Origin of the sequence: Brenneria roseae subsp. roseae (assembly GCF_003115845.1) — a bacterium.
Classification (GTDB): domain Bacteria; phylum Pseudomonadota; class Gammaproteobacteria; order Enterobacterales; family Enterobacteriaceae; genus Brenneria; species Brenneria roseae.
The window spans coordinates 1-12,675 of sequence record NZ_KZ819040.1; the positions used below are offsets into that span (position 1 = coordinate 1).

Genomic DNA, 12,675 nt, shown 5'->3' on the forward strand with positions numbered 1-12,675 from the left:
TTATCGTCAGTTTCCTGGAAGGCGACCCGGACCAGCCTATTGTGACGGGGCGGACCTTTCATGCTACCAATCCGTCACCGTATGAACTGCCGTTACATAAAACGCGGATGACCATCAAGAGTAAAACGCACAAAGGCGGGGGATTTAACGAACTGCGTTTTGAAGATGCCGCAGACAACGAAGAAATTTTTATCCATGCGCAAAAAGACCAGAATATTCAGGTCAATCATGATGAAACACTTTCTATCGGCAACGATCAGCGGATAGCCGTAGCGCGTGATCGCACAACCAACATTGGTCAGGATGAAGCCAATACGGTTGGCCGTGACCGCAAAGAGCATATCCGTCAGGATGCCTTTGTCACCATTGACCGTAACGAGGTACGCAATATCGGTAATACGCTGAAGGAAGATATTACCGCCAGCCATCTCGTCACGATTGGCGAGCATGAAAAAGTGGTCATTGAAGGCATACAGTCCATTGAGGCCAGAAGTGGTCAGCGACTGCTGACGACCGAATATGTCCTGCAAGGTACTGACCGTATTTTAATCCGTGGTCCGGCAGGCAAAATTCTGCTCGATGGCAGCGGCATCACACTGGATGCACCAAACATCCAACTGAAAGGCAATGTCAGCATTACTTCTCCCGCTGGCGACCAGATACAAGCTATTGAAGCTGCTATCAATCAGGGCTCCCCATTGGTAGAAGAGTGCCCCCTTAAAGAGGGCAAAAAATGAGTTTCTATCAGCAACTGGAAAAGGCCGGGCTACCTGTCCACAACAGCCGAACTCATCTTTATGTACTGGCTGAAACAAGCGCTGAGAAGCACCTGCTGGCGCGACTGGAGTTTCATGAAGTTGTTCATTATCCGCTATGGCATCTGGATACGCAGGCAGGGCTTGAGCAATACACGCCGTGGCTCTGTGTACCAGAGCCTGACAGCGACTTTGATCTGTGGCTGGGCAAGGCGTTTGAGACGATGCCCATGATTGTGATGTTTGCCCGCATGCCACCGGATGAAGTTCGGCGACATCTGAGGTATTTCAGTAAGTTTGTGGAGGGAACCCGGCGGTTTATTTTGCGTCTGGGCACCCCGTCAGCCCTGCAACTTTATATTGCTTCAATTTCCCATACGCCTTCCGCCGTCTCACGTTTTTTCGCTGATGGCGAGATTGAGGAGATGTACTTCCACGACCCGCAGGCATCACTGTCACGGCGCGTACAACCCCTGTTTGAGCAACAGCGCCATGAAGAAACCGAGTGTGATGGCTGTCTGGTCTGGCTTGATCTTCCCGTTGGTCAGGAGGCCTGATGATGCTGAATGCTATCAATCTCGACATCATGGAGCGCCTGGCAAGAAAGCAGGCGGATCTCCGGTTGTCACGCTACTTGTGCGATACGCTGGCCCCCCTGTTACCCCGGCTGCCCAGCATACCGCAATGCATGCCTGCTTTTGTGGAAGCCGCCGGTAAAGAAGCGATAGCGGCTGGATATAGCAACGGGCGTCAATACAGTACACACGTTAGCCTGAGCTTACTGCTTGGTCTGGGTTGGCAGAATGATATCCATCAAGCCACCCTAAACCCGATTCTGACGGCGGCGGGACTCCCTGAACCGACCCGGCTGAATTTGGCTATTAACACCGCCATTACGCTACGTCAGCAGACTGAGCGCATTTTGCCGCAGGCGCATCAGATTTTTCTCACATTGTTGTCGATAAATCCTGCTGCGTTACAGGCTGAAAACATCTGGCGAGCCTTCGAGCAATCCGCATTGCTGTACGGCATTGATACGCCTCAGGCCATACAGACATTGTTTGAAACCTATGAAGCGGATGCGCTGAGTCAACTTAAGTTGCCTCCTGTCAGTAGGCAGCAGTATTCAGCTTATGAGCTGCTTGGCATGCGTCATATGACTGGACGAATATTTCTGCCCAGTGATGACTTGCAGCATCTGCAACTGAACCAGTTAATTTGCCTGGGCCACCATATATTACTGGCGCTGAGCTTTGGCCGTTTTTTTTACTCCAACCCTTTATTCATCGCCTTGCATGACGGGCTGTATCAAAAATCGGATCCGCGCCAGGTCTGTCATTTCCTATTGCAATTTCTGCAACGGCACCAGCGTATTCTCATGGAGGAGGCACCCAATGACGACTAACGCCCTCAGCGCCAGCTATGAACAATTGTCCCAGGATGCGATGGAGGGGAATGTGCCCAGTCCGGCATCGATTTGTACGGATTGCGCCGGACTTGGCGTACCGTTCTCCCTCAACGGCAGCGACGGACCCCGGGAGGCCGATCAATGGCTGGGGATCCCCTCTCATGATGATGCTGCTACACCGGAGTGGTTTACTCAGAACCCCTGGATCACCGACCGCGTCGAAAATTTTCGTAATACCTATTTGCAGCGAGTGATCCAACAATTGGGGGAGATGTACGGAGACGCTTACCTTGCCGAATTCCATGCTTTTCAGGCTGCTCAGGGGCTGGTGTTCCACTGCCTGGAAGACGACATGGAGACGGAAACCCACGTTACGCCTGCTTTTCTGATGGAGGTGGTTCACGGAGATATAACCGAACTTCCCACGATTTCCTGTAACCAGACTAATTGTGTCTTTCTGGGGAGCCGCATCTACTTCTGGACGTTTACGTCCGCCCGCTATCGAAAGGAGCCACTGATAGGCGCGGATGGTCAACGCCTTGCCCAGACCCAGTTCGAATGGACGGTTTCCGGCCTGTTCGATCCACGACAAGCTGCGCAAGAGCTGGACCGCCACTATCAGCAGGCTAAAACGCTGCACAAACTCTGGATACGTATATTAGCTGTCGCAGAAGCAGGATTTGGCGTCTTGTCCATTATTCCTGTCGTCGGCGCAACCAGAGGACTTTTCGGTATTTACAAGGGGGTCAGATATACTTTTGCGGCAATTGATATTGCAATCGCCGGCAACGCCATTGCCAACGGCAGCACGACACTGATCACTGGCGAAGGAATAGACCACGGCGAAGCCCTTTTTGAAAGCCTGGGTAAATTGTACGATCCGAAAGACGGTGAAGAGCGTGGCCGTCAGGTCTTTATGTTCATCAATCTGGCCATGCTGACCCCCTTCGCACTGGGCGGAGCCCGTTGGGTGCTGCGCAAGATCCGGGGGGATGTGCCCGTCAGCGCCCGCTTCGACACCGATGCCATCAGTGAAGAAGAGCGCCGCAGACTGGGAGGACACAAGAGTGGTGAGCCGCTGGCGATTGAACTGCGTGGTCGCAGACCTGCGGGGCGCCATGACGAAACCGGCGACATCGAATGGCGGGACAGGCCGTCACTGGATACCAATCGCAGTCAGGTTGCGCTGACCACGGCGACGGGTAAGGCCAATTACTTTGTCATGAGTAATACGCTACGTAGTCGCCTGACGATGCTGATTATCCAGCGCGGTGGCAGCCTGAAAGTGATAGGCCGTATCTGTAAAGTAGTAGGCGATGCGGGCGAAGAGGCGCTGGCCGCGAGTATGGTAGAGAAATGGGGCGTCAATCCCCAGCGCATTCTGGGTTACAGTGGTAAAGCGGGTGTGCCGAACCGTTTCGGGCTGACGAACAAGAGCGGTCACGGCCTGGATATGCTGGTCTGGGTACCGCCACCACCGTCGCTGACCGTGCGTGCGCCTACGTCGAAGAGTATGCAGCATTCAATGGATGGTGCAAATGGCACTCCCGCCCCGACCCAGACGCTCAACTTTACGGAAGACACGCTGCTGGTGATTGAGACCAAAACGACATTGGGTGGGACTAAAACACCTGGATTTAATAAGACTCAGGGGACAGGGGCTGGCAAAGTTGCTGACCTCCAAGCGAAGATTGGATTAGATTCTGGAGGATGGAGTAAAGCAAAAATGCTGGAGGTTGACCCCAACGTCCAAGATAAACTCAATGCTCTTGAGGACGCTGTTGCATTAGGAAAAATCAAGTTTCTACATGCCCAAGTATTTTTTGACTCCCAAGGAGCACTAAGTAAAACTGTTGGGAATGGCTCTGGAATTCAGATTAACACCTGGTAGAGGACGCAATGAAAAAGGATAAAAGTAGACTCGACAGTATTTTGCCACAAGTTAGGGAGTGGGCCACAGATGGCTTTCTACCGCGTGATCGAGTTGAAAACTATGTAAATGGACAAGGGCACCTTGCTCTAGCCACTGTTGACTTATTCAAGCATGGCATGTTGGAAGTGAAGCAAAGCCTATTGTCAACTGTTGACAATGCAAACAAAGCCAATATCCATATGGCACATGCGTTCAAAAGGTTTATATATTCTCAATTGATAGACCTTAACGACATGAAGACAAATGATCGCCTATTCATTTATAGCCTCGACACTCTTACCCACTTCATATTGGGAGCTATAGCCACAGGTAATCATAAGTTCATAGAGCCATTTCACAAAGCAATTTTCGATAGTCTCGACGGCGGGTATGGCGTTCATGATGGGCGCAAGCCTCCAATCAGTTCCACGCTTCGCTACGCCGCCTTCGGTCTGACTATCATCGGCGACTGGCTGGGAAAACCCTTGGATCTGGACAAACATGCCTTGCCACGCGACCCTGCCTGGGGCCAGTTGGTGGCGCACTGGCGCGAACCCGACCCGGACAAGCTTTTACCTGTTCTGCTCTCTGCCTGCGATACTCACGTCGAGCGTATTGCTGTGACCGAGCGCGAAGCCAACCAGCAAGCTAAACAATTCGAGTTCAACTCCGTATTCCTCGCTGTTCATCCTACAGAGATCCTGGCCGTATTGCGTCTGCGTGAAACCGTGGGGTTGATGAACCCAGCCCATATTGACCATCCACTGATGCAAACGCCTTATGCCGCGATCACCTGCCAGCCCGGAGAAGTGACTGAACGCGATGAGCTGCTTGACCGCTTTCTTGAAGTGGTACGTCAGCGTGATCCTCAAGTGCTACCGCCAGGCCTATGAGAGAGCGAACCGCTACCATGCAAATCCCAACGTGGGAACAATTTTCTTCTGTATTCACCGCCTCCAACGACAAGCAGGCACAGGCTGTGCGAGAGGCATTGCTCCAGCAATACAACGAATTCGATGACGATCCGGCTGCATCATCAGTAGACAACTACGTGAATACCTTGATCGCAATCTATGGTTACTTTCTGGATTATAAAGAAGGCACTTTCAGTATTGTCGAGTGGCTGGAAGAAAAGCTGGGGGATACCTTCACCGCCGATTTTGATGACAACGACGATACGGTGAAAGTGCGCTTTGGCGACAGGGTGATTGTGCTATCTCATCACTCGATGGGAACGGGTGGGTTCGAGCAGGATTTGGCGAAGCTCGAACGACTGATGAAAGGTCGATACCTCTTCCTCTACCGACGTCCAGAAGAAGGTGTTGTCAATGACACTGAAGAGTTGCTGCTGGTGCCCACAGAGCATTGGCAACGGGCCGTACAGCGTTATGGGCAGGCGCAGGTGTCAGCCTATTTCAGGCGCAGTGCCAATAAAAAGAGTAAATGGGATGTACGTTACCACTTCAAGACCAGAATATTTTTGTGGTTGGTGCTACCCGTGATAGTCGTTTTCTCTCTCTACGTGGCATGGGGAACGCTCAAAGGCGATACGCCGCCACCACCACAGCCGAAGGGGTGTGAGAATGTGGACAGGGCTTTTAGTGACCAGTCAGCACAGGTAGCAGCTATCATGAGAGACCACATGCGCAAGAAACTCGGTTGCGGCAGCAGATAAAATTGCATGGTGCTGTGCACCGAAGGAGAAAGTCTATGTTAGGACGTGGTGCCATTCGCCTGGGAGATGCCCATTCAGGTGGAGGAAAAATGATTGAAGCCAGTGGCTTTCCTATTAATGGCGTTCCGCAGTGTCTGCTTGGCGATAACGCAGTATGTCCCACCCACAAAGGAACGTTTCCGCTGGTTACAGGCGGTGACGGTTCGGCTATTCACAACGGGTGTCCCATGGTATTCGAACCAGCGCAACTCGCATGTGGTTGCAGTGTCGCGTCCTCGTGTCCGGGGAATTACAACAAGGCGTAACCCCCGCTTGGTTTTACGCTGGAAGGGGTTATCAGTGTAGCATTCACGACAGAGGTTCTGTTTGTTGAAGTCGCCCTGAAAGGGGTGGGGATAATCAAAACAGAAGCAGGTTTTAAACTGGATCAACACGATGAAGGCATAGACTTGGTAGGGTATCATAATGGAATTACCGCAGAAGTAGAATTGTTTGCTGATTTAAAATCGGCTCCTCGTCGTGGTGCTAAAAATTTATCAAATAAAAAATATGCATACAAAAATAGAACTGTTTTAGGTGAACCACTAAAAGAATCAGAATCACCAATGAGAATTAATCTATTTGGTAAGGAGAGAAGTCTCACTAAACCAAAATTGATACCTGTGGATTCGTGAACGATGATCTATAAACCAAAGTCATTAAATAAACGAAGGCGATATTATGATAGATAAAATGGGTAAATGGAAAAATTTGGTTTTCTTAGGAGTGATAATGATGACTACTGCCAATGCTGCTAATGAATCGCTAAGAATTCGTAGTGTGTTTGATATTAATTATGCATTTTGCGCTATTAAGACCAATGGCGTGCTTGGTATGGATAACCGTGACTCGGCAGTGGCAGGGAGAGGTTTCGGTTCATCGAGTACCAATGCCATGCTTATCTTAGCGAATGGCGAATGGCGAAAACGATATTACCCTTGAAATAGGTACGTTGGGATGGCTCTCAGAAGAAAAAATAAGTGATGAAGCGCGAAAAAATTTAATCTGGAATCCGGTTGTGAACTTGATCTAACGGCCTTTAAGGGAAAAGACTCAAGGATATTGAGTCAACTCCATGTTGGCCTGAATAAAGATGGAATCCCGTTTGCTAAAACCAGTGAGGAGAAGAATTCAGAAAATCCTGTAAATATTACGGTAAAAAAAATCATCGCTCAGTTGGCCGACAGGCTTTGCCATGGCGATAATCATGCTGTTCAGTGGTGTTAACGGTGTCCATATCCTGCTGTGCTGGCTGATATTGCTTATGGGGTATTTCACTTTTGTTGTGTTCAATCATCGACGCCTTGCTGGGATAGTACAGGAGTACAATTCTAACGATATGGACAGGTTGGCACTCCCTGCAGAGAAGCGGTTAAACGGCAAGCAGCGCGGTGGTGTCAATAAATCAAGGGGAAGAAAATATGGGAAACGCGGTTAAAAAGGGCGATAAAGATACTGGTCATGGCAGCTATCCACCAACGCCAGTTACTGAAGCTTCTCCAACAGTAAAAGTGGATGGTTTGCCACTGGCCCGGCAGGGAGATCCTCTGGCCTCTCATGGTCATGGCCGAAGCATCAGTAGTGGTTCATCCAGCGTGTTTGTTGATGGTAAACTCGCCGCACGTACCGGCGATGCCGTCAGTTGCGGCGGCGTGTTGATTGGTGGTGGAAGTGTAAATATCGGATGACGTTTTATCAGAAGATTTGACGGCTGAATTTTCTGTTATCCGGCAGAGAATATTAACTGTCACTATCGTTTGATAGAAGAACCGATCGGGAAATGGTTATCTGGTTGCTCCATAATGGAAAAGCCAGTAAATTCGTGGGGTTGAGATAAAAAAATAGACGTCGGTTGACGTCTATTGATTCTGTATTGGTACCGAGGACGGGACTTGAACCCGTAAGCCCAATCGGGCACTACCACCTCAAGGTAGCGTGTCTACCAATTCCACCACCTCGGCATCACAATAACTTATTCAACAGTAATGACGGGCATTACCGTGATACTGTTCCAAACGATTACTACTTCGGAATATCGCTAACCGGGGCAGCTGGCGCGGCAGGTGTTGTAGTCTGCTCTACGTTCTCTGGCTGGTTCAGGTTATCCCAGGCGCCGCCTCTCTTCTGCAACGAACTCATATTCCCCAACACCAGACTGATAATGAAGAACAGAGCCGCCAATACCGCCGTCATGCGAGTCATGAAGTTACCGGAGCCGCTCGAACCGAACAAAGTGGCAGAAGCACCTGCTCCGAACGAAGCGCCCATATCAGCACCTTTACCCTGCTGTAGCATAATCAAGGCGATAAGCCCGAGCGCTACTAACAGGAAAATGACCAAAAGAGCTTCGTACATAGTTGTACCCGTAACCGTTTTCCCCATTATTAATGGAGAATGCTATATTCTTGCGGTAAACCGCGTCTAGTCCGCTAGTTCGAATGAATCACTCATCCCTTATTAAGCGGGTCTGAATACTAACCAAAGGCTGTAGCGTACGCAAGGGTAATTTGGCTGTCATTTGCTGATTGAAGAAAAAAACAGCGGCTTTCAGCATGTGATAATAACTGAAAGCCTTATCTTCTTGATTGTCAGTGTTTAACGATCGTCAACCAACCGCCTTTACCGCATCCGCAATCCGATTTGCCAACTCAATAACCGTTGCTTCATTTTCACCTTCAACCATGACACGAATCAACGGCTCAGTACCCGATTTACGCAACAGAACGCGGCCACGACCGGTGAGCTCATTTTCAACATCCTGTGTTACCTGTTGAACGGTGTTATCCTCAAGCGGGTCATGCTCACCAGAGAAACGAACGTTAACCAGAATCTGCGGAAATAGTTTCATACCGCTGCACAAATCATGCAAACTCATGTGGTTTCTGACAATCGCTGTTAATACTTGCAAACCGGCGATCACACCGTCACCCGTTGTGGTTTTATCCAGCAAAATAACGTGGCCGGAGTTTTCGGCACCAATACGCCATCCCTTTGCCTGCATCATTTCCAACACATAGCGATCGCCGACTTTGGCACGAGCGAACGGAATACCCAGTTGCTTCAATGCAAGCTCCAATCCCATATTGCTCATCAGGGTTCCTACCGCCCCGCCGCGCAACTGCCCCTGGCGTAAACCCTCGCGGGCGATGATGTACAGAATTTGATCGCCATCGACTTTATTACCCAGGTGGTCAACCATGATTAACCGGTCGCCATCACCATCGAATGCCAGCCCTACATCGGCTTCTTCCGCCAGAACACGCGCCTGTAGCTGCCTTACATCCGTCGCGCCGCACTCTTCATTGATGTTCATACCATCCGGTTCACAGCCGATGGAAATCACTTTAGCGCCCAGTTCCCGCAATACACTTGGCGCGATGTGGTATGTAGCGCCATTCGCGCAGTCAACCACAATTTTCAGACCACTGAGGCTAAGCTCGCTGGGGAACGTCCCTTTGCAAAACTCAATATAACGTCCTGCCGCGTCGACAATACGATTTGCCTTACCCAATTCTGCTGACTCTACACAGGTCAACGGTTTTTCCATCTCGGCTTCTATCGCTTCTTCCACATCGTCAGGCAATTTGGTGCCATCAATAGAGAAGAATTTAATGCCGTTATCATAGTAAGGATTATGTGAAGCAGAGATAACAATCCCCGCTTCCGCTCTGAAAGTTCGAGTCAGATAAGCAACCGCCGGCGTCGGCATTGGCCCCGTAAAAGAAGCAGATAAACCGGCCGCTGCAAGGCCTGCCTCCAGAGCGGACTCCAGCATATAACCGGAAATTCGGGTATCTTTACCGATAATGATCTTACGCGAACCATGGCGCGCCAAAACCTTACCCGCGGCCCAGCCAAGTTTCAGCACAAAATCAGGCGTAATGGGTGTATCACCCACTTTGCCGCGCACGCCGTCCGTCCCAAAATATTTGCGGTTACTCATAGTCGTTTTTATTCCTTTGCTGCAAGAGTAGCTTCAACGATGCGCATGGCATCGACTGTTTCTTTCACATCGTGAACGCGGATGATTTGTGCGCCTTGCATCGCAGCAATCACGGCACACGCCACACTGCCCTGAACGCGTTGCAATGGGGGAACCTTGAGTAGTTGCCCAATCATGGATTTTCTGGACATGCCCACCAGCAAAGGCAGTCCAAAGCGATGCAATTCCCCCAAACGAGCCAGAAGCTCGTAATTATGGGCCAGATTCTTACCAAATCCGAATCCGGGATCCACTAATAGCTTACTTTTCGGAATATTGCCGATCACGCAACGATCAATATGATGTTGTAAAAAATCCCCGATTTCCGACATCAAATCATCATAATGGGGATTATGCTGCATCGTTTTTGGCAATCCCTGCATGTGCATCAGACAAACAGGTAATCCCGTTGCCGCCGCAGCTTCTAAAGCGCCCGGCTCCTGCAACGATCGAATATCATTGATAAGGTGTGCGCCGGCTTGAGCAGAGGCGGTGATAACCTCGGGTTTTGACGTATCGACAGAAATCCACGTATCGAAACGTTCAGACAACGCTTCAACCACCGGCACCACCCGCTCCAGTTCTTCTTCGGTACTGACTTCATCGGCACCAGGGCGAGTCGACTCGCCGCCAATGTCGATCAGTGTGGCGCCAGCCGCGATCATCTCCTGAGCATGACGCACTGCTGTATTCACGGTATTGTGCTTGCCGCCATCAGAGAATGAATCAGGTGTGACATTAAGAATGCCCATCACATTGGGACGGGACAGATCCAGGGTTGATCCTCTGGCGATCAATTGCATGACATTTCCCTCGACATCGCTGGATTACCTTAAAAATTTTCCCGTGAGCTTATTCAGTAAAAAACCCCGGCCAAAGCCAGGGTTTACAAAAACAACTACGTGCAGTCGAAACATAACCACTGCCGCGTTATTTATCGCTCAGTTGTTCTGACATCGTATTACCCGGATTTGGGGTACGGGGTTCGTCAACAGGCGTCGGGGCCTTTGGTGAGCCACCGTTATCAGAATTGCTATCCGAGCTGGACTCTTCCCAACCGGCTGGCGGGCGAACATCTTTACGGGCCATCAGATCATCAATCTGCGGGGCATCAATGGTTTCATACTTCATCAACGCATCTTTCATTGAATGCAATATGTCCATGTTTGCCATCAGCAGTTCACGAGCACGCACGTAGTTACGCTCAATCAGCAATTTCACTTCCTGGTCGATGATTCTGGCCGTTTCGTCAGACATGTGTTTGGCTTTGGCAACGGAACGTCCCAGGAACACTTCGCCTTCCTCTTCGGCATACAGCAACGGCCCCAGTTTTTCGGAGAAGCCCCACTGTGTCACCATGTTACGAGCAATAGACGTCGCTACCTTGATGTCATTTGACGCACCGGTGGAAACTTTTTCCACGCCATAGATGATTTCTTCAGCCAGACGACCGCCGTACAGCGTAGAAATCTGGCTTTCCAGTTTCTGACGGCTGGCACTGATTGCATCACCTTCTGGCAGGAAGAACGTCACACCCAGAGCACGACCGCGCGGAATAATCGTCACTTTATGCACAGGATCGTGCTCAGGTACCAGACGACCAATAATCGCGTGCCCGGCTTCGTGATAAGCCGTTGATTCTTTCTGCTGCTCAGTCATCACCATGGAACGGCGCTCAGCACCCATCATGATTTTGTCTTTCGCTTTTTCAAACTCGACCATGGACACCACGCGTTTGTTACCGCGTGCGGCAAACAAGGCCGCTTCATTGACCAGGTTGGCCAAATCCGCACCGGAGAAGCCTGGCGTACCACGCGCAATCACGGATGCATCAATGTCCGGAGACAATGGCACGCGGCGCATGTGTACTTTCAGAATCTGTTCACGACCGCGAACATCAGGTAAACCCACCACTACCTGACGGTCAAAACGACCTGGACGCAGTAATGCAGGGTCCAGAACGTCAGGACGGTTGGTTGCCGCGATGACAATAATGCCTTCATTGCCTTCAAAACCATCCATTTCAACCAGCATCTGGTTCAGCGTTTGCTCACGTTCATCGTGACCACCGCCCAGACCAGCGCCACGTTGGCGGCCTACCGCATCGATTTCATCAATAAAGATGATACAAGGCGCCGCTTTCTTGGCCTGCTCAAACATGTCACGTACGCGGGAAGCACCAACACCGACGAACATTTCAACGAAATCTGAACCGGAAATAGTAAAGAAAGGAACTTTCGCTTCACCCGCGATGGCTTTTGCCAGCAGCGTTTTACCCGTACCCGGAGGACCGACCATCAGGATACCTTTCGGTATCTTACCGCCCAGTTTCTGAAAACGGCTTGGTTCACGCAGATACTCGACCAGTTCGCTCACTTCCTCTTTTGCTTCATCACAACCCGCTACGTCGGCAAAGGTCGTTTTGATCTGATCTTCCGTCAGCATCCGGGCTTTGCTCTTGCCAAAGGACATGGCGCCTTTACCGCCGCCGCCTTGCATTTGACGCATGAAGAAGATCCAGACACCGATCAGTAACAACATTGGGAACCAGGAGATAAAGATCGAAGCCAGCAGGCTTGGCTCTTCCGGTGGCTCACCAACGACTTTCACATTCTTCGTTAGCAGGTTATCCAGTAGCTTGGGGTCATTGACAGGAATATAAGTCGTGTATCTGTTGCTATCTTTTTTGATAACATTGATCTCACGCCCGTTAATACGTGCTTCACGGACCTGATCCTGATTCACTTCAGTCAAGAAGGTTGAATAATCCACCCTACGGCCATTCGACTCGCTGGGCCCGAAGCTCTGGAAAACGGACATCAGCACTACTGCGATGACTAACCAGAGAATCAGGTTTTTCGCCATGTCACTCAAGGGATTAACCTCATATTACAACTGTGTTAA

15 protein-coding genes and 1 tRNA gene are annotated in these 12,675 nt (G+C 50.3%); 11 read left to right on the plus strand and 5 right to left on the minus strand.

The annotated features are described in order from the left end of the window. The 11 genes from DDT52_RS21005 to DDT52_RS19380 all read left to right on the plus strand — a co-directional run. Positions 1-737, plus strand: a 737-nt coding sequence (locus tag DDT52_RS21005; RefSeq protein ID WP_425591568.1) for a bacteriophage T4 gp5 trimerisation domain-containing protein, incomplete at its 5' end; no start/stop codon positions are given. Next, positions 734-1,312, plus strand: a complete 579-nt coding sequence (locus DDT52_RS19340; protein ID WP_136157805.1) for a DUF4123 domain-containing protein — start codon at positions 734-736, stop codon at positions 1,310-1,312. The genes DDT52_RS21005 and DDT52_RS19340, both read left to right, overlap by 4 nt. Continuing rightward, positions 1,312-2,160, plus strand: a complete 849-nt coding sequence (locus tag DDT52_RS19345; RefSeq protein WP_136157806.1) for a hypothetical protein — start codon at positions 1,312-1,314, stop codon at positions 2,158-2,160. Before DDT52_RS19340 ends, DDT52_RS19345 begins: the two co-directional genes overlap by 1 nt. After that, positions 2,150-4,054, plus strand: coding sequence for a hypothetical protein (locus tag DDT52_RS19350; RefSeq protein ID WP_136157807.1), 1,905 nt, complete (start codon positions 2,150-2,152; stop codon positions 4,052-4,054). The genes DDT52_RS19345 and DDT52_RS19350 overlap by 11 nt, the downstream gene beginning before the upstream one ends. A gap of 8 nt (positions 4,055-4,062) precedes the next feature. Beyond that, complete coding sequence (locus tag DDT52_RS21060) at positions 4,063-4,968, plus strand: hypothetical protein (protein WP_210732747.1); 906 nt, start codon at positions 4,063-4,065, stop codon at positions 4,966-4,968. 17 nt (positions 4,969-4,985) lie between these two features. Continuing rightward, positions 4,986-5,750 carry a hypothetical protein gene (locus tag DDT52_RS19360; RefSeq protein WP_136157808.1) on the plus strand — a complete coding sequence of 255 codons (765 nt, stop codon included), beginning with the start codon at positions 4,986-4,988 and terminating at the stop codon, positions 5,748-5,750. A 35-nt stretch (positions 5,751-5,785) separates the two neighbouring features. Beyond that, positions 5,786-6,055 (plus strand): PAAR domain-containing protein, encoded by a 270-nt coding sequence (locus tag DDT52_RS19365; RefSeq protein ID WP_136157809.1) that lies wholly within the window; start codon positions 5,786-5,788, stop codon positions 6,053-6,055. An 84-nt stretch (positions 6,056-6,139) separates the two neighbouring features. Next, positions 6,140-6,424 (plus strand): hypothetical protein, encoded by a 285-nt coding sequence (locus DDT52_RS19370; RefSeq protein ID WP_247595599.1) that lies wholly within the window; start codon positions 6,140-6,142, stop codon positions 6,422-6,424. Between the two features lie 46 nt (positions 6,425-6,470). Further along, a complete protein-coding gene (locus DDT52_RS19375; protein WP_136157810.1) occupies positions 6,471-6,731 on the plus strand; it encodes a hypothetical protein in 261 nt (86 codons plus the stop codon). A gap of 253 nt (positions 6,732-6,984) precedes the next feature. Next, positions 6,985-7,227, plus strand: coding sequence for a hypothetical protein (locus DDT52_RS21010; RefSeq protein WP_168709810.1), 243 nt, complete (start codon positions 6,985-6,987; stop codon positions 7,225-7,227). Beyond that, positions 7,211-7,477 carry a type VI secretion system PAAR protein gene (locus DDT52_RS19380; protein ID WP_136157811.1) on the plus strand — a complete coding sequence of 89 codons (267 nt, stop codon included), beginning with the start codon at positions 7,211-7,213 and terminating at the stop codon, positions 7,475-7,477. Before DDT52_RS21010 ends, DDT52_RS19380 begins: the two co-directional genes overlap by 17 nt. Before the next feature lie 186 nt (positions 7,478-7,663). Here DDT52_RS19380 and DDT52_RS19385 read toward each other — a convergent pair. The 5 genes from DDT52_RS19385 to ftsH form a co-directional block, all read right to left on the minus strand. Then, a tRNA-Leu gene (locus DDT52_RS19385) sits at positions 7,664-7,750 on the minus strand. Positions 7,751-7,811: 61 nt separating this feature from the next. Further along, positions 7,812-8,144, minus strand: coding sequence for a preprotein translocase subunit SecG (secG, locus tag DDT52_RS19390; RefSeq protein WP_136157812.1), 333 nt, complete (start codon positions 8,142-8,144; stop codon positions 7,812-7,814). Positions 8,145-8,394: 250 nt separating this feature from the next. Next, positions 8,395-9,732 carry a phosphoglucosamine mutase gene (gene glmM / locus DDT52_RS19395; protein ID WP_136157813.1) on the minus strand — a complete coding sequence of 446 codons (1,338 nt, stop codon included), beginning with the start codon at positions 9,730-9,732 and terminating at the stop codon, positions 8,395-8,397. Positions 9,733-9,740: 8 nt separating this feature from the next. After that, positions 9,741-10,574: a dihydropteroate synthase gene (folP, locus tag DDT52_RS19400; protein WP_136157814.1), complete on the minus strand. Its 834-nt coding sequence runs from the start codon at positions 10,572-10,574 to the stop codon at positions 9,741-9,743. Positions 10,575-10,701: 127 nt separating this feature from the next. Then, positions 10,702-12,636: an ATP-dependent zinc metalloprotease FtsH gene (ftsH, locus tag DDT52_RS19405; protein WP_168709811.1), complete on the minus strand. Its 1,935-nt coding sequence runs from the start codon at positions 12,634-12,636 to the stop codon at positions 10,702-10,704. Positions 12,637-12,675 lie beyond the last annotated feature (39 nt).